Raw genomic sequence first — 17,227 nt, forward strand, 5'->3', positions numbered from 1 at the left:
CAGCGCGCGCACGGCACAATCGCCCCCCATGCTGCGCCACCTCGCCATCCGCGATTTCGCCGTCGTCCGGAGCGCCGAACTCGAGTTCGGCCCCGGCATGACCGTCATCTCGGGCGAGACCGGCGCGGGCAAGTCGCTGCTGGTCGACGCGCTGGGCTTCCTGTCGGGCGCGCGCGCGGACAGCGCGATGGTCCGCCATGGCGCGGACCGGGCGGAACTGTCGGCCGGCTTCGCGCTGGACGACGCGCCCGATGCCGCACGGTGGCTGCGCGACAACGACATGGACGAGGACGAGGCCTGCCAGTTGCGGCGCACGCTGCGCGCCGACGGCGGCTCGCGTGCCTGGATCAACGGCCGCCCGGCCACCATCGGCCAGCTGGCGGCGCTCTCGGCCCACCTGGTCGAGATCCATGGCCAGCACGACCAGCAGGCGCTGCTGGCGCGGCCGAGCCAGCTCGCGCTGCTCGATGCGCAGGGCGGCCATGCCGACGCGCTCGCCGCGGTGCGCGCGGCGGCCGGCGCATGGTCGGCGCTCGTGCGCGAGCGCGACGCGTTGTCCCACCGCGGCGATCCCGCCGAACGGCTCGCCCTGCTCGAACACCAGCTGGCCGAACTCGGCCGCGAGGACCTGTCGCCCGAGGCGATCGAATCGCTGGCCAGCGGCCACCGCCGGCAGGCGCACGCGGCCGAGCTCGCGGCGGCCTGCGACGATGCACTCGCGCGGATCGCCGGCGACGCCGCGCTGGCGACCCAACTGCAGCGCATCCGCCAGGCGTTGGCCCGGGAGGCCGCCCACGAACCCCGGCTGGGCGAAGTGGACGGCATGCTCGACGCGGCGGCGATCCAGCTCGACGAGGCCGGTGCCCTGCTCGGGCGCGTCCGCGCGGACCTGGACCTCGACCCGGCGACGCTGGAGGACATGGACCGGCGCCTTGCGCGCATCCACGACCTCGCCCGCAAGCATCGCGTACCGGCCGGTGAGCTCCGGGCCCACCGCGACGCCCTCGCCTCCGAACGCGACGCCCTGCTGGGCGCGGGCGAGCGGGCCGAGGCGCTCGGGAAGGAGATCGATGCCGCCCGGTCGGCCTGGGCCGGCGCGGCCGCCGCGCTGACGTCCGCGCGCCAGGCGGCGGCGGACCGGCTGTCGCGCCAGGTCACCGCCCTGATGGGCGAGCTCGGCATGGGGGGCGGCGTGTTCCGGGTCGCGCTCGAACCGGTCGGCGTCGACACGCCGGATCCGCAGGGCGCCGAGCGCGTGGAGTTCCAGGTGTCCGCCAACGCTGGGCAGCCGCCCAGACCCCTGCGCAAGGTCGCGTCGGGCGGCGAGCTGTCGCGCATCTCGCTGGCGATCGAGGTCGCCGCGCTCGGGATGGACGCCGTCCCGACGATGGTCTTCGACGAGGTCGATTCAGGCATCGGCGGTGCCGTGGCCGACATCGTCGGGCGCAAGCTGCGGGCGCTGGGCGCGGCGCGGCAGGTGCTCTGCGTGACCCACCTGCCGCAGGTGGCCGCCCAGGGCCACGCGCACTACCGCGTCAGCAAGGCGGACGCGGACGGCCTGACCCGCAGCGCGGTCGAACGGCTGGACGCCACCGCGCGTGCCGAGGAGCTGGCGCGGATGCTGGGTGGTTCGACGGTGGGACGCGAGGCGCGCGCGGCCGCGAAGGCCCTGCTGGCCGACGCCGACTGAAGGACGTCAGCGCTTCTTGCGCACGTACAGGACCAGCGAGTGGTCCTCGATGACGTAGCCGTGCCTCGCGGCGACCTGCTCCTGCAGGCGCTCGATCTCGTCGCTGTGGAACTCGACCACCTTGCCGGTGTCGATGTCGACCATGTGGTCGTGGTGCTCGCCGCGGTCGAGCTCGTAGACCGCATGCCCGCCCTCGAAGTTGTGCTTGAGCACCAGGCCGGCCGCCTCGAACTGCGTGAGCACGCGGTAGACCGTCGCCAGCCCGATCTCGTCGCCATGCTCGAGCAGCTGGCGGTAGATGTCCTCCGCTGTCATGTGCCGCGGCTTGGCGTGCTCGAGCAACTCCAGGATGCGCATCCTCGGATGCGTCACCTTCAGTCCGACCTTGCGCAGGTCCTGCGATTCCATCGGTCCCTGTCCTCGTCGATGGGTCCGGGCCCCGGCCCGGTCCTGCGGGGGCATCGCCGGCACTGTGCGGGACGGCGGCGGCGGGCGTTGAGTGTATCATCGGCCGCTTCGGACCGACCCCGCGAGACCGATGCGAAACCTCCCACGGACACTGGCCACCGCCACCCTCGTCGCCCTGCTCGCCTCGGGCTGTGGCGTGCTGTACAGGCAACCGATCTACCAGGGCAACCTGCTCGAGCCCACCGCGGTGGAACAGTTGCAGGCCGGCATGACGCAGCAGCAGGTGATCACGCTGATCGGCACGCCGTCGGTGACCGATCCGTTCCACCACGAGCGCTGGGACTACACCAGCACGCGACGCGTGGGCCGCGCCGGCGACACCGAGGTGCGCAACCTGACGCTGTGGTTCGAGTCGGGCGTGCTGGCGCGGTGGGACGGCGACTACTTCCCCGAGCAGGACGCCGAGATCGCCGACCGCGCGCGACGCGAATTCGGCCCGAACCTCAAGCGCGACGAGGACGGTCCGGGCGGCCGCTGACGGCATCCCGGCCAAACCTGCGGCGCAGGGGCTTCAGCGCCCCGCGCCCCGTCCCGCGCGGCGCCGCCGCGCATCCTTCGGATCGGCCTGCAGCGGCCTGAGCAACTCGAGGCGGTCGCCGTCGTGCAGGCGCGCGTCGGGCGACGCCGCGACGCCGTGGATCGCCTGCCCCGCGATCCCCTCCCGCATGCCCGCTGGCAGCGCGGCGTCGCGCAGCGCATCGGCCACCGTGGCGCCCTCCGGCAGGCTCAGCCGGACCGAGGCGTGCCGCCGCGGCCAGGCGGCGACGACTTCGACGGCGATGCAACCCGGACGTGCCACCCCTCAGTTCCCGGCATCGGCCGGCGCCAGCAGGCCGTCGGCCGCGCGGACGAAGTCGTCGACCATCCGGTCGGCCAGGGCCTGGAACCCGAGTGCCATCGCCGGCGCCAGCAACCGGGTGGCCGGCTCGAAGTTGAGCTGCAGGGTCACCTTGCAGGCCGACTCGTCCAGCGCGTGGAACTGCCAGCGGCCGGAAAGCCTGCGGAACGGCCCGTCCACCAGCAGGAGGTCGATGTGGTGCGGCCGCGCGCGGGTGTTCTCGGTCGTGAACCAGGTCCTGAAGGCGCCGAGCCGCAGGTCGAGCCGCGCGACGACGCGGTCGCCGTCCTCCTCCAGGACCCGCGCGGCCTCGCACCAGGCGAAGCGCGCCGGGTAGGACGGGATGTCGTCGACCAGCGCGAACATGCGCGCGGCGGAATGCTCCACGAGGGCGGACCGGCGGATCTCGGGCATCGGGTCGGTTCCGTCGCCCACCCTTGCCTGTCACGGGCAGGCGGGTTCGGCGACAATGGCGCGATGGGCAAGAAGAACGGCAAGGATAAGGCAAACACCGGCGGCACCATCGCGCTGAACAAGCGCGCCCGGCACGAGTACCACCTCGAGGAGCGCTTCGAGGCGGGCCTCGCGCTGCAGGGGTGGGAGCTGAAGTCGATCCGCGCCGGCCGCGCGAACATCGGCGAGAGCTATGCCGTCGTTCGCCAGGGCGAGCTGTTCCTGTTCGGCGCGCAGATGACCCCGCTGTCCACCGCGTCGACCCATTTCGTCGCCGACGAGCGCCGCACCCGGAAACTGCTCCTGCACCGGCACGAGATCGACCAGCTGGTCGGCAAGGTCGAGCGCGAGGGCTACACGCTCATCCCCACGGCGCTCTACTGGAAGGGCAACAAGGTGAAGGCGGAACTGGCGCTGGCGCGCGGCAAGCAGGCCCACGACAAGCGCGAGGCTTCCAAGGAGCGCGACTGGCAGCGCGAGAAGCAGCGCGTCCTGCGGCGGCACAACCGCGACGCCTGAAGCCCTCGCCTACTGGCCCGGCAGGCGGCCCGGCAGGGTGAAGTAGAACGTCGCGCCCTCGCCCTCGCCCGCCTCGGCGCGGATCTCGCCGCCATGGCGGTCCACGATGCGCTTGACCGAGGCCAGGCCGATGCCATGGCCGGCGAACTGCGATTCGCTGTGCAGCCGCTGGAACGGACGGAACAGCTTGTCGGCGTACTCGGGCGAGAATCCCACGCCGTTGTCCCGGACGAAGAATTCGCACGCGCCGTCGTCGCGCGGCGCCCCGCCGCCAACCTCGATCCGCGCCCCCTCGCGTCGCCGCGTGAACTTCCACGCGTTCTCCAGCAGGTTCTGGAGCAGGTTGCGCACCAGCGTCGGGTCGCCGAACGCGACCAGGCCATCGCCGATCTCCACCGTGACCCGGCGGTCGGGTTCCGCCCCCCGCAGCTCGGCCACGATCTCGGCCGCCAGCCGGCCGAGGTCCACCTCGGCCATGCGCAACTCGCTCCGGCTGAGCCGCGACATCTTCAGCATCGCCTCGATCAGGTCGCCCATGCGGCCGGCCGCCTTGCGCACGCGCTCCAGGTAGTCGCGGCCGGTCGGGTCCAGCGCCGACGCATGCCGTTCGACGAGCAGCCGGCTGAAGCCCTCGATCGCGCGAAGCGGCGCGCGAAGGTCGTGGGACACGTTGTAGGCGAACATCTCCAGTTCCCGGTTCGCCGCGCTGAGTTCGCGGGTGCGCAGCGAGACCCGGGCCTCGAGCGTCCGGTTGAGGGCATGCACCTTCGCCTCGGCGCGCAGCCGTTCGGTGACGTCCTCGACCTGGACGAGCTTGGCGACGTCCTGGCCGACATTGCCGGGCACCGGCGCGAACGTAAGCTGGGCCTGGCGCAATTCGCCGCCGCGATGCAGCTGGCGCGTGGTGCGGAACACGCCATCCTCGGTCGACGACTCCGCCTCGGGCGGGGAGGGCTCGCCCCGGGCGTCGAACAGGTCGGTGAAGCGGACGCCCACCAGCGCGTCCTCGTCCCGCCCGACGATCTTCGCCAGCGACGGGTTCGCCTCGACGATCCTGCCGTCGCGGTCGAGCAGCGCCTTGCCGATCGCCGAGTAGCGCATCGCATTGCGGAAGCGCCGTTCGCTGCGGCGGTAGTTCTCCGTCATCCGGGTGGCGATCATCGTGGCGCGGGCCTCGGTGCGCGCCAGCAGCAGTGCCAGGAGGAACAGCAGGAGCGAGGCCAGCAGTCCGAGCAGCAGGTTGGTGCGCATCCCGGCGAGTCGCGGCGCCGCCTGCGCCAAGGGCGGGGATTCCACTTCGAAGCGCCATGCCCGCCCATGGACGTCGATCCTGATCTCGTGCCGGAACGCAGGCGGCGCGGTGTCACTGCGCGGCGCGTCCCGGTGGACCAGCACGTCCGTGCCCGGCCCGGACGTGTCGAACACGCTGAAGCGCATCCCGTGGCGGTCACCCAGCGTGACGTCGAGGAACGGGCCGACGCGGAACGGCATGTAGACCCAGCCCTGCATCGACAGGCGACGCGCGGCCACCGTCCGCGGCAGGTCGCCCGCGCGGTAGACCGGGGCATACAGGAGCACGGAATGGATCGGCGCACCGCCGTCCTGCACCAGGTGGACCGGTCCGCTCATCCGCGCAAGGCCCGTGTCCCGCGCCGCGTCCATCGCCGCGCGGCGCACAGGTTCGGCGTACATGTCGAATCCCAGCGCGTCCAGGTTCGCGGCCGTCTTGGGCTCGAGGTACAGGATCGGTCCGTAGTGTTCACGGACGCCGCGCGGGTGGATCTCGAGCAGGCCGTGCCCCGCCGCGCGCTGCGCGATCTGCAGCTGCTCGAGTCCCGACGGGGTCAGGTAGGCGGCGAAGCCGAGGCCGACGATCGCCGGGAAGCGGGCGTCGATCCGGATGGCGTCGACGTAGGCCTTCCATTGCTGCGGCGTCGGCCGGGCGACGGTGCCGAACAGCGCCACGCCGCCCCGCAGCAGCAGCTCCTGCTGCTCGGCCCGCTGGGTGATCTTGTCGACCAGTTCCGCGGCCTCGGCCTGGAACACCGACTCCGCGCGTTCGAGCTCGCGCTGCCGCCCTTCCCGCCAGGACAGCAGGACCAGCACGAGCGAACCGAGCAGCACCGCCGCGGCCAGCACGTAGCCGCGGGGCGCCATCGGCGGGGCGGCGGCGTCCGCCCCGTCGTGATCGTGGTGTGCGTCCCCCTTCATCGGGCAAGCATACCCATGGCGCCGCTCCGTCGCGCGTGGACGGCCGATGGACCCGCAGCCGCGCCTGGCCACGGTTCGCGGGCATTCGTTCAGTCCCGCGCTTGAGTCGGCCCGCGCCGCCCCTATACTTGCAGCGTCGGCGTGTTCGACGCTCCCGGGGGTGCACTGGCTTCGACGGGGGTCGCGAAATCGACCGGCGCATGCCGAGGGGGTAGCTTTCCTCGTTAATCCAGCTGCAAACACTCAGACGCCAACGACGACGTCTACGCTCTGGCCGCTTAAGGCCTAGCCCCGAACCGGTTTGTGCCCGTGCTCGCCGGTGTAGGGTCATCATCACGGGATCGGCGCAGGTGGCGACCCGCCAGCCGGCGCTCAAACCTAGCGGGTGTGTCCCACGGTGTGCTTCGCACGTCGTGTTGCCGCGGGACGAGACCTAACGGCGGGCTAAGCATGTAGTGCCGGAGATGGAGTGCCTTCGGACGGCGGTTCGATTCCGCCCACCTCCACCATCCTCAAGGGCCGGGATCGCAGGATCCCGGCCCTTTTTTTTTCTGCGTCGCCGCGCCGTGTACGCGACACGAAAGAAGGGGCCGCCGGAGCGGCCCCTCCCCTCCCCGGCAGGTCCTCGCGAGGACGCCCGGGAGACAGCGGTCGATGCCGGCCGTCAGTTGCTCAGCGGCACCAGCGTGATCTCGACGCGGCGGTTCTGGGCGCGGCCCGCCTCCGTGTCGTTGCTGGCGATCGGACGGGTCTCGCCGGCGCCGATCGTGATCATCCGGTCGCGGATCACGCCCCGGCCGGCGAGGTAGCCCGCCACCGTGGCGGCACGCTGCTCGGACAGGCGCTGGTTGTACGCCGCGTCGCCCACGCTGTCGGTGTGGCCGGCGACCTCGATGATCGTCTGGTTGTACTCGTTGAGCGTCACGGCCAGGTCGTCGAGCACCGGGCGGAACTGCGGCTGCAGCTGCGAGGAGTCGAAGCCGAAGGTGATCGCGCCCGGCATGTTGAGCGTGATGTTGTCGCCGTTGCGGACCACGTCCACGCCGGTGCCGGCCATGCGCTGGCGCAGCGCGGCTTCCTGGCGGTCCTGGTACGCGCCGACGGCGCCACCGGCCATCGCGCCGACGCCCGCGCCGACGAGCGCGCGCTGGCGGCGCTCGGTGGCGTCGTCGCCGCTGAGCAGGCCGGCCACGGCGCCGATGCCCGCGCCGATGAGGGCGCCGGTCCGGGTGCGGTTCGGATCGTTGGGATCGTTGGTCTGGCCGGTGTACGTGGCACAGCCGGCGAGCGTGAGGGTGCCGGCGAGCGCGGTCGCGATCAGGGTCTTTCCGAGCATGCGGTTCATGGGTGCCTCCTGCGGGGACAAAGGTGAATACGCGGCGCATCGTAGGCACGCCGGTGTCTCCGCGGGGTGATGCGGCGCGAGCGGTTCAGCCCGCGTTGCCGTGGCGACCCGGGCGTCAGCGCTTGACCCCGTTCCATGCCGCGAGCGCGGCGTCGCGTCCGGCCTCGAGTCCGACCAGCGGTTGCCGCGGATAGCCCGGCGCGCGGCGGCGAAGCGCGTCGCGATGTTCCCAGGGTGCATGGCGTTGCGCGGGCGCCAGTCCCTCCAGCTCGGGGAGCCACCGCGCCAGGTACCTACCGTCCGGATCGAAGCGACGCGACTGCAGCACCGGGTTGAACACGCGGAAGTACGGGGCGGCGTCGGCGCCCGTGCCGGCGGTCCATTGCCAGCCCTGCGTGTTGTTGGCGAGGTCGGCGTCGACGAGCGTGTCCCAGAACCAGCGCGCGCCATGCCGCCAGTGCATGCGCATGTGCTTGGTCAGGTAGCTTGCGACGATCATCCTCACGCGGTTGTGCATCCAGCCCGTGGCCCAGAGCTGCCGCATTCCCGCGTCGACGATGGGCACGCCGGTGCGACCGCGCCGCCAGCGCGCCAGGCGCGAGGGCTCGGCACGCGCCCAGTCGAAGTCGGCGAAGCGCGGGTCGAGGTTGGTGTCGGGCGTGTCCGGGAAGTGGTGCAGCAGGTGGTGCGAGAATTCCCGCCAGCCGAGCTCGCGCAACCACGCCGCGATGGCGGCCTCGCGCGCGGGCGTGCCGTCGGCCGTCTCCCCGAGCCTCGCGGCCACGCGCCGGATGGAGATTTCGCCGAAGTGCAGGTGCGGCGACAGCCGCGACGTCCCGTCCACCGCGGGCACGTCCCGGCAGCCGGCGTATTCGTCGAGCCCATCGCCCAGGAACCCGTCGAGTGATTCGGCCGCCCCGGCTTCGCCCGGCGACCAGTGCGTCCAGAAGCCCGCGTCCCAACGCGCTGCGGGGGCGAGCTTCAGGGCGTCGGGTGCGACGCCCGACGGCGCGTCGCGCACGTCCGGTAGCGCGTCGGGGGCGTCCCATGTGGTCGGCGTGCGCCATTGCGACAGGGCACGTTTCCAGAACGGGGTGAAGACCCGGTACGGATCGCCTGACCTGTTCTCGACCTCCCAGGGCTCGAACAGCAACGCGCCGTTGTAGCTGTCCACGCGGAGCCCGCGCGACTTGAGCGCGCGCTTGATCGCGGCATCGCGGCGCTCGACCTCCGGCTCGTAGCGCCGGTTCCAGAAGACGGCGTCGGCCCGCGCCATGTCCACGAGGGTCTCGAGCGTCGCCATGCTCGGGCCGACGAAGCGGCGCAGGCGGTTGCCCCGCTTGCGCAATGCCGCGTCGAGCGAGGCCAGCGACTTCGCCCGCCATGCATCCGATGCCGCGCCCGGGGCCCATGCGCCTTCCTCCTCCGGCGCGTGGATGTAGACCGGCAGGATCGCGTAGCCGCCGTCGACCGCCGCCTTCAGCGCGGGGTTGTCGGCCAGGCGCAGGTCATTGCGGAACCAGAGGATCGCGGTGGCCATGCCCGGTCGCCCGTCGTCGTTGGCTGCACGTTGCCCGAACGCACCGGGAAGAAAAAGGGCCCGGCATCGTGCCGGGCCCCGTGGTGCCTTCCCGTGACCGGATCAGAACCGGACGGACACCTGGTTGCTGCACGCGTTCGGATCTCCCGACACGCAGACCTTGTAGGTCGACGTGGACCGCTTGGGACCGACGCTCGTGGTGGTGTGGCTGCCGTCGTTGGCGGTCGTGCCGATCATGCTGCCGTCGCGGTACACGTCGACCGTGGCCGCGGTGCCCGGCGTCCAGGACAGCGCCACGCCGGTCGTCTGGCCCTTCGACTTGATGGTCGACGCCGACAGGTTGCTCGGCGCGGTGACGCCCGGCTCGCCGCCGCCGCCACCCTGCAGCTCGTCCAGCGCCGCCTTTGCCTGGACCAGGCCCCAGCCGTACGCGTTGTCGCGGCCGGCCGAACCCAGGTCCTGCGCCGTCGCCGCCAGGGCCGAGCGCACCTCGGCGTTGGTCCAGGTCGGGTTGGCGCTCCACACCAGCGCGGCCACGCCGGCCACGTGCGGCGTCGCCATCGACGTGCCGTCGTAGTACGCGTAGCCGTTGCCCTGGTTGTCCGGGATCGTGCTGACGTTCGCGTTCGCCCCGATCTTGTTGGCCGCCAGGTACTGGCCGTCCTCCTGGCTCATGCTCACGGCCGGGATCGCCGGCCCCGCGCTTCCCAGCGTGCCGCTGAAGCCGCCCGGCGCATTGTTGTAGACGATCACCGCCGCGGCGCCGCCGGCATGGGCGTTGTTCACCTTGTCCGCGAAGCTGATGTCGCCCCGCTCGCACAGCACGGTTTTGCCACCCCAGCTGCCCGCGCTGGTGCACCGGCCACCGTTGGCGATGGCACCGCTGGCGGTGCCCTGGTGCGTGAGTTCCAGCGCCGAGACGATGTACGACGCGCCGTCGACCGACGCGGTCGCGTCGACCTGCGGCACCGTGCTCAGCACGCCGACGCCGGGCGCCGCCAGCTCGACCTGGTTGGTCTGCTGCGAGAAGTCCGCGACGGTCTTCGTGCTGTCGACCGCGGCTACCGAGACCACGCTGTCGTAGGACGCGGGGTAGCTGTGGCGGGTGTTCCCGTCGTTGCCCGCCGCGGCGATGCTCAGCACGCCCTGGTTGTAGAGGTTCTGGAAGGCCGTGGCCTCGGTGGAACTGCTGAACGAGCCGCCCAGGCTCATGTTGATGACCTTGGCGCCGGCGTTCGCGCAGCGGTTGGCGGCGTCGACCAGGTCGGAGCTGTAGCTCCAGCCGCAGGAGGCGCCGTCGAAGACCTTGACGATGTAGAGCGACAGGTTGCCGGTGTTGACGCCGACCACGCCTGAGGCGTTGTCCTTGGCCGCGATCGTGCCCGCGACATGCGAGCCGTGCCCGCAGCTGTCGTTGTTCCAGCCGCTCGGATAGCCACCGATCAGGTTGACGCCCTGGAAGTCCTCGTGCGCCGCGTGGATGCCCGAATCGATCACGCAGACGGTGATGCCGTCGCCATCGGTGCCCGCCGCCCACACCTCGGGCGCCTGGACCATGCCGATGCCGTAGGGCTGGATCTGCGCCATCGGCTTGCGGACCGCGTCGGCCTCGACCAGGCGGACGTTCGGGTTGTTGCGGATGCCGGCGATCGCCTGCGACGGCAGGCTGACGGCGAAGGCGTTGAGGCCGTCGAACGCGTGGTGGACCTCGCCGCCGGCGCCCTTGAGCGCGCGCTGGACCTGCGCCTTGCTGCCCGGCTTGAACTGGACCCAGACACGCTCCTTGTCGGCCGCCGACGCGGCGCCGACCATCGTCGCCAGGCCCAGGGCCAGGGCGGCGGTCAAATGACGTTGCTTCATGAAATGCGTACTCCCCCGCAAAACGGAACACCCGCCCTTGACAGCGCGGGATGAATGCCACCTGAAAGGCGGCCGGCCCACCGTAGTGGACCCCGTGCCGAAGGTCATGCTGCAAAGCAGCAACCCGGCCCCTGGATGGGCTATCCGGGGCCGCCCGACGTCCTGGCGGCGACGCGGCTGCTCACCGCGCAGGTGAGGTCGTACGCGATGGTCCCCGCGCGCTCCGCCACGTGTTCGACCGGGAGGTCGGGCGCGCCCCAGAGGACGACCGGATCCCCCGCGCGCGCCGCGGGATGGCGACGCAGGTCGATGGTCACCAGGTCCATGGAGACCCGACCCACCACCTGGGCGATCCGGCCGTCCACAAGGACCGGCGTGCCCGCCGTCGCCAGTCGCGGGTACCCGTCGCCATAGCCCACGGCCGCGACGCCCAGGCGCATGTCCTCGGGGCAGCACCACGTGGCCGAGTAGCCGACCGGCTCGCCCGCGGCCACATCCTTCACCGCCAGCAGGCGCGTGGTGAAGCGCATCGCCGGGCGCAGCCCGAAGTCCGCGCCGGTCGTCCCGGGCACGACCGACATGCCGTACAGCGCGCCGCCCGGCCGGATCCAGTCGGCGTGGGCCTGGGGCCACCCGAGGACGGCGGCGGAATTGGCCAGGGAGCGCGGCCCCGGGAGGTCGGCCACGGCCGCCGCGAACACCTCCGCCTGGCGGGCGGTCTGCGGGTCCTCGAAGGCATCGGAACTGGCGAAGTGGGTCATCAGGTGGATGTCGCCGTCGACCGCCGCCATCGCACGCAGCCGGTCGTGGGCGGCGCGCACGTCCGCGGGGGCGAACCCGAGCCGATGCATGCCGCTGTCGACCTTCAACCAGCAACGCAGCGGCACGCCATCGGGTGCCTGCGCGAGGACGTCCAGCTGCGTGCCGTCGTGGACCACGGCATCGAGCCGGTGCGCGCGGAACCGCGCCAGGTCGTCCTGGCCGTCGATACCCGACAGCACCAGGATCCGGTCGTCGATGCCGGCGGCACGCAGCGATTCGGCCTCCTGCAGCGAGGCCACGCCGAACGCGTCGGCGAGACCGGACAGGGCCTTGCCGACGCGCACCAGGCCATGCCCGTACGCGTCCGCCTTGACCATCGCCATCAGCCGGCTGCGCGGTGCCCTGCCCCGCAGCACCTGCAGGTTGTGGCGCAGGGCGTCGAGGTCGATCGTGACGGTGGTCGGACGGGCCATGGCGCGCAGTCTAAGCGGAGCGGTCCCGCGCCAGGCGCATGCCCGGACCGGGCGGACGGGCTACTCGAAGCTGCCCACCGTGTCGTGCGCGAGGTTGTCGAAGCGCGTGTACTCGCCGAAGAACTTGAGCTTGATCGAACCCGTCGGGCCGTTTCGCTGCTTGCCGATGATGACCTCGGCCAGGCCCTTGTCCGGCGAGTTCTCCTTGTTGTAGTACTCGTCGCGGTAGATGAAGACGATCACGTCCGCGTCCTGCTCGATGGCGCCGGACTCGCGCAGGTCGGCCATCACCGGGCGCTTGTCGGTCCGCGTCTCCAGCGAGCGGTTGAGCTGCGACAGCGCGATCACCGGCACGTTGAGCTCCTTGGCCAGCGCCTTGAGCGAGCGCGAGATCTCCGAGATCTCGGTCGCGCGGTTCTCGCTGTTGCCGGGCACCTGCATCAGCTGCAGGTAGTCGATCACCACCAGGCCGAGGTCGTGCTCGCGCTTGAGCCGGCGCGCCTTGGAGCGCAGCACGTCCGGCGACAGCGCCGGGGTGTCGTCGATGAAGATCTTGGCCTCGCGCAGCATGCGGATCGCGCTGGTGACGCGGCTCCAGTCCTCGTCCTCGAGCTGGCCGGTGCGCAGGCGGGTGGCGTTGACGCGGCCGTTGGACGAGATCAGGCGCAGCGCGAGCTGGCTGGCCGACATTTCCATCGAGAACACCGCGACCGCCTTCTTGCTCTTGATGGCCGCGAACTCGGCCATGTTGAGCGCCAGCGTCGTCTTGCCCATCGCCGGGCGCGCCGCGAGGATCAGCAGGTCGGTCGGCTGCAGGCCCGCGGTCATCTCGTCGAACTCGGTGTAGCCGGTGGGCAGGCCGGTGATGCTGCCGCCGCTGGCGTGCCGCGATTGCAGCACGTCGAAGGCCTCGATCAGGGCCGTGTTGATCTGGGTGAAGTCGGTGCGCCCGCGCGAGCCCTGCTCGGCGATCGCGAACACGTCCTGCTCGGCCTTGGCCAGGATCTCGGCACTCTCGCGGCCGTCCGGCTGGAAGCCGTCGTTGACGATGCCGGTGCCGACCTCGATCAGCTGCCGCAGCACCGCCTTGTCGCGGACGATCTCGGCGTACGCGCGGATGTTGGCCGCCGAGGGCGTGGTGCTGGCGAGCTCGACGAGGTACGCGCCGCCGGCGACCTGCTCGGCCAAGCCTTGCGACTCGAACCATTCACCCAGGGTGACCGCGTCGAACGGCCGGCTCTTCTCCGCCAGCTCGCGGATGGCGCGGTAGATCAGCTGGTGGTCGCGGCGATAGAAGTCCCGCTCGGTGACCAGGTCGCCAACGCGGTCGTAGGCCTCCGGCGCGAGCATCAGCCCGCCGAGCACCGCCTGTTCCGCTTCGATCGATTGCGGCGGCACGCGCAGCTGCTCGATCTTCTGTTCCGGACGGCTGAACCCCGTCCCGTCGGCACGGAACCCCTGGCGCGCGCTCATCAGTGGCGTGACTCCCCCTGGTGGACCGTCGCCGCGGTCGCTGTCTTCCTGGCGAGCGGGCATCCTAGTCGTCATCCGGCATGGGGTGTTGCAGACAACACTGTGGATAACCGGTGGGCATCGCACGGATTGAGACACGGACACCGGCGACGCAAACGGAAACGGGCGCCTCTCGGCGCCCGTCCGTGTTGCCAGGGTCGTCGGCGGATCAGGCCGCCTCGGGCTCCACGACCACCTTGACCGGGACCTCGACGTCCGCGTGCAGGTGCACGGTGACCTCGTATTCGCCGGTGCGGCGGATCGCGCCCTCGCCCATGATCACCTCGGACTTGTTGACCTCGGTGCCGGCCCTGGTCAGCGCCTCGGCGATCTCGCGCGGGCCGATCGAGCCGTAGAGCTTGCCCTCGGTCGAGGCGTTGGCGTAGATCGTGACCGACGCGTCCTCGAGCTTGCCGCGGCGCTGCTCGGCGTCGTCGAACGCCGCCTGCGCCTTGGCCTCGTAATCGGCGCGCTTGGCCTCGAACTCGGCCAGGTTGGCCTCGGTGGCCGGGACGGCCTTGCCCTGCGGCACGAGGAAGTTGCGGCCGAAGCCCGGCTTCACGGTGACCTTGTCGCCGAGGTTGCCGAGGTTGGTGACCTTCTGGAGGAGGATCAGTTGCATCGTGTAACTCCTGGTTCGTTAGCGGCGCCGGGGCGCCGCAGCGTGTGCTGTCCGAACGGAAAGGGCGGGGTTACGCCTTGTGGTTGTCGGTGTACGGGATCAGGGCGAGGTAGCGCGCGCGCTTGACCGCGGTCGCCAGCTGGCGCTGGTAGCGCGACTTCGTGCCGGTGATGCGGCTGGGCACGATCTTGCCGGTCTCGGTCAGGTACTGGCGCAGCGTGTTGAGATCCTTGTAGTCGATCTCCTTGACGCCCTCGGCCGTGAACTTGCAGAACTTGCGGCGGCGGAAGAACTTGGACATGTGTCGGCTCCTGGATGGGTCGGGCGTCAGGCGGCTTCGGCGGCGTCGGACTTGTCGTCCTTGTCGCCGTCATCGCCGTCGTTGTCGTCGCGACGGCGACGCTCGGAGCGCTCGGGCTTGTCGCCCTTGTCGTCCTTGTTCTTCATGATGTGCGACTGCTCGGTGTCGGCTTCGTCGCGCTTCATGACGAGGTGGCGCAGGATCGCGTCGTTGAAGCGGAACGCGTCGACCAGCTCGTTGAGCACGGCCTGGTCGCACTCGATGTTGAACAGGATGTAGTGGGCCTTCACCAGGTTGGAGATTGGGTACGCGAGCATCCGGCGGCCCCAGTCCTCGAGGCGGTGGATCTTGCCCTCGCCGCCCTCGATCAGCGCCTTGTAGCGCTCGATCATGGCCGGCACCTGCTCGCTCTGGTCCGGGTGGACCAGGAACACGACTTCGTAATGGCGCATCGGTGGTTCCTTGTGGATGTCGGCCGGGCGGCATGCCCGGGCCGGGACAGCCCCCCGCGTTCGCGGTGGGGCAAGGGTCCCCGCGGGCCGCTCGGGCCGCAGGGAGCCGGCTATTCTCGCAGGATCAACGGCTTGCGGCAAGGCGCGGCGTCACCCCCGAACGGGCGGCGCCGAGCCCCTCCCCGCGGCGGAACCGGGCCTACGAACCGCCCCGGGGGTGCCCCCGTCATTCCACCCGGGCCCGCTCCGAGGCGATCCAGGCGTCGATGTGCCGCTCCAGCGTCGCCAGCGGGACCGAGCCGGTGGACAGGACCGCGTCGTTGAAATCGCGCACGTCGAAGTCCTCGCCCAGCGCCGTGGCCGCCCGCTCGCGCAGTTCCGAGATCTTCAGCTGGCCGATCTTGTAGGCCAGCGCCTGGCCCGGCCAGCCGATGTAGCGGTCGATCTCGTTGGTGACGTCCTGCAGGGTCTTGGGGGCGTTGTCCATGAAGTAGTCGATGGCCTGCTGCCGGGTCCAGCCCTTCGAGTGCATGCCGGTGTCGACCACCAGCCGGACCGCCCGCCACATGTCGTAGGCCAGCTGGCCCATGCGGTCGTACGGGTCGTCGTACAGGTCCATGTCGTAGCCCAGCCGTTCCGCGTACAGGCCCCAGCCCTCGCCGTAGGCGGTGAAGTACCCCACCCGCCGGAACATCGGCACGTCCGGCAGCTCCTGGCCGCGGGCGAACTGGAAGTGGTGGCCCGGCACCGCCTCGTGCAGCGAGAGCGCCATCATTTCCCACTTCGGCCGCACCTCGGGCCGGTAGAGGTTGACGTAGTAGTAGCCGGCCCGGCTGCCGTCGACGGCACCGGGCTGGTAGTACGCGGTGGTGGTGTCGGGCGCGATGTTGTCGGGGATCGGACGCACGCCGTAGGGCAGGCGCGGGATGGTCCTGAACACCTTCACCAGCTCCGGGTCGATGCGCTTGGACATCGCCTGGTAGGCCTCCAGGAGTTCCGCCGGCGTTTCGTGGAAGAACTTCGGGTCGGTGCGCAGGTGCTCGAAGAACGCGGCCAGGTCACCGTCGAAGCCGACCTCCTCGCGCACTTGTTCCATTTCCGCGCGGATGCGCGCGACTTCGCGCAGGCCGATGGCGTGCACCTGCTCGGCGGTGAGGTCGGTGGTCGTGAACTGGCCGACGAGGAAGTCGTAGTACGCCTTGCCGTCGGGCAGGTCGACCGCCGCGATCGTGTCGCGCGTGCCCGGCAGGTAGGTGTCGCGGAAGAACGCCGCGAAATCGCGGTAGGCGGGCACGATCGTGCCGTCGATCACCTCGCGCGCCTCCGCGCGCAGCGCCGCCTGCGCCGCCGCCGGGATCGTGTCGGGCATCTCGCGGAACGGCTTGTAGAACGGACTCTTCTCCGGGTCGTCGACGAGCTGGGCCTCGATCTGGCCGGGCACGCGCTCCATCAGCACCTTCGGCGGCGTGTTGCCGGCGGCCATGCCCTCGCGCATGAGCGTCGCGGTCTGGTCGAGCAGCGCCGGGAGCGCGCGCATGCGCGCGAGCCAGTCGCGGTAGTCCTCCGCATCGGCGAACGGCAGGACCTCGGCGATGTTCTCGGCGTTCTGCACGCCACCGCGCTGGCTGACCGGCCGCTGCCACTCGTTGTACTTCTGGCGCTCGACCGCGCGCTCCAGCTGCCAGGCGAAGACGTCGTAACTCAGGCGGTCGTCGGCGGACAGCGCGTCGCGGTCGATCGCGCGCAGCTTCGCCAGCGCCGCGCGGTCGGCCGCCTGCGACGCGCGGATCGCGTCAAGCGACAGGTCGCTCCATCTGTCGTCGTACCGGTCGTCGCCACGGTAGCTCGCGGTCTCCGGGCTTTCGCGCATCTGGCGTTCCCACTCCGCGTCGAACAGCGCGTGCAGGGCGACGCTGGCCGGATTGCCGGGTTCCGCGAGCGAGGTGGCCGGCGCCTGCGCCGCGGCGGGTAGCGCGAGCCCCGCCGCGAGCGCGAGGGCCAGGCCGGATAGTGCGACGGCGCGCAGCGGGCGGGCCACGCGACGGAAGGCGGGGCGGGACGAAGGCATCGGGGACATGGGCGGCTCCGGAACGGACGAATCCGCCGGAGTCTAGCGTCGCGGGTCGTCGCCCCACCCTGCCGATGGTTGGGCCGGCGCGACGGACGTCACGCCGGCGCGCG

General features: G+C 71.3%; 16 protein-coding genes and 1 other RNA gene. 4 read left to right on the top strand and 13 right to left on the bottom strand.

Annotated elements, in window-relative coordinates; translation table 11 throughout:
- The first annotated feature begins 28 nt into the window (after positions 1–28).
- Positions 29–1,690, top strand: coding sequence for a DNA repair protein RecN (recN, locus tag ACYU7H_RS00235; protein ID WP_460811534.1), 1,662 nt, complete (start codon positions 29–31; stop codon positions 1,688–1,690).
- Positions 1,691–1,696: 6 nt separating this feature from the next.
- Here recN and fur read toward each other — a convergent pair whose 3' ends face one another.
- Positions 1,697–2,098 carry a ferric iron uptake transcriptional regulator gene (gene fur, locus ACYU7H_RS00240; RefSeq protein ID WP_460811536.1) on the bottom strand — a complete coding sequence of 134 codons (402 nt, stop codon included), beginning with the start codon at positions 2,096–2,098 and terminating at the stop codon, positions 1,697–1,699.
- A 130-nt stretch (positions 2,099–2,228) separates the two neighbouring features.
- Between fur and ACYU7H_RS00245 the strand changes: the two genes are divergently transcribed.
- Entirely contained in the window at positions 2,229–2,636 is a 408-nt protein-coding gene (locus tag ACYU7H_RS00245; protein ID WP_460811537.1) for an outer membrane protein assembly factor BamE, read from the top strand.
- A 33-nt stretch (positions 2,637–2,669) separates the two neighbouring features.
- Here the strand turns inward: ACYU7H_RS00245 and ACYU7H_RS00250 are convergent, their stop codons facing one another.
- Together ACYU7H_RS00250 and ACYU7H_RS00255 are read right to left on the bottom strand one after the other, a co-directional pair.
- Positions 2,670–2,957 (bottom strand): RnfH family protein, encoded by a 288-nt coding sequence (locus tag ACYU7H_RS00250; RefSeq protein ID WP_460811539.1) that lies wholly within the window; start codon positions 2,955–2,957, stop codon positions 2,670–2,672.
- A 3-nt stretch (positions 2,958–2,960) separates the two neighbouring features.
- Positions 2,961–3,410, bottom strand: coding sequence for a type II toxin-antitoxin system RatA family toxin (locus ACYU7H_RS00255; RefSeq protein ID WP_460811540.1), 450 nt, complete (start codon positions 3,408–3,410; stop codon positions 2,961–2,963).
- Between the two features lie 63 nt (positions 3,411–3,473).
- On the opposite strand from ACYU7H_RS00255, the gene smpB reads away from it, so the two are divergent.
- Entirely contained in the window at positions 3,474–3,968 is a 495-nt protein-coding gene (smpB, locus tag ACYU7H_RS00260; protein ID WP_460811542.1) for an SsrA-binding protein SmpB, read from the top strand.
- A 9-nt stretch (positions 3,969–3,977) separates the two neighbouring features.
- Here smpB and ACYU7H_RS00265 read toward each other — a convergent pair whose 3' ends face one another.
- On the bottom strand, positions 3,978–6,179 hold the full coding sequence (locus ACYU7H_RS00265; protein WP_460811543.1) for a CHASE domain-containing protein: 2,202 nt from the start codon (positions 6,177–6,179) through the stop codon (positions 3,978–3,980).
- A gap of 156 nt (positions 6,180–6,335) precedes the next feature.
- On the opposite strand from ACYU7H_RS00265, the gene ssrA reads away from it, so the two are divergent.
- Positions 6,336–6,688: a transfer-messenger RNA gene (ssrA, locus tag ACYU7H_RS00270) on the top strand.
- 155 nt (positions 6,689–6,843) lie between these two features.
- Here ssrA and ACYU7H_RS00275 read toward each other — a convergent pair.
- From ACYU7H_RS00275 to ACYU7H_RS00315, 9 genes are all read right to left on the bottom strand, one after another.
- Positions 6,844–7,515 carry an OmpA family protein gene (locus ACYU7H_RS00275; RefSeq protein WP_460813007.1) on the bottom strand — a complete coding sequence of 224 codons (672 nt, stop codon included), beginning with the start codon at positions 7,513–7,515 and terminating at the stop codon, positions 6,844–6,846.
- 124 nt (positions 7,516–7,639) lie between these two features.
- Positions 7,640–9,064 carry a cryptochrome/photolyase family protein gene (locus ACYU7H_RS00280; RefSeq protein ID WP_460811545.1) on the bottom strand — a complete coding sequence of 475 codons (1,425 nt, stop codon included), beginning with the start codon at positions 9,062–9,064 and terminating at the stop codon, positions 7,640–7,642.
- Between the two features lie 102 nt (positions 9,065–9,166).
- Positions 9,167–10,909, bottom strand: a complete 1,743-nt coding sequence (locus tag ACYU7H_RS00285) for a S8 family serine peptidase (protein WP_460811546.1) — start codon at positions 10,907–10,909, stop codon at positions 9,167–9,169.
- A gap of 155 nt (positions 10,910–11,064) precedes the next feature.
- Complete coding sequence (alr, locus tag ACYU7H_RS00290) at positions 11,065–12,159, bottom strand: alanine racemase (RefSeq protein ID WP_460811548.1); 1,095 nt, start codon at positions 12,157–12,159, stop codon at positions 11,065–11,067.
- Positions 12,160–12,219: 60 nt separating this feature from the next.
- The gene (locus ACYU7H_RS00295; protein ID WP_460811550.1) at positions 12,220–13,632 is read right to left on the bottom strand and encodes a replicative DNA helicase; all 1,413 of its coding nucleotides are present in this window, start codon (positions 13,630–13,632) and stop codon (positions 12,220–12,222) included.
- 208 nt (positions 13,633–13,840) lie between these two features.
- Positions 13,841–14,293: a 50S ribosomal protein L9 gene (gene rplI / locus ACYU7H_RS00300; protein WP_460811551.1), complete on the bottom strand. Its 453-nt coding sequence runs from the start codon at positions 14,291–14,293 to the stop codon at positions 13,841–13,843.
- 70 nt (positions 14,294–14,363) lie between these two features.
- On the bottom strand, positions 14,364–14,594 hold the full coding sequence (rpsR, locus tag ACYU7H_RS00305) for a 30S ribosomal protein S18 (RefSeq protein ID WP_460811553.1): 231 nt from the start codon (positions 14,592–14,594) through the stop codon (positions 14,364–14,366).
- 26 nt (positions 14,595–14,620) lie between these two features.
- Complete coding sequence (gene rpsF / locus ACYU7H_RS00310; protein ID WP_460811555.1) at positions 14,621–15,046, bottom strand: 30S ribosomal protein S6; 426 nt, start codon at positions 15,044–15,046, stop codon at positions 14,621–14,623.
- A 226-nt stretch (positions 15,047–15,272) separates the two neighbouring features.
- Complete coding sequence (locus ACYU7H_RS00315) at positions 15,273–17,114, bottom strand: DUF885 domain-containing protein (RefSeq protein ID WP_460811556.1); 1,842 nt, start codon at positions 17,112–17,114, stop codon at positions 15,273–15,275.
- Positions 17,115–17,227 lie beyond the last annotated feature (113 nt).

Source organism: Luteimonas pelagia (genome assembly GCF_054776035.1).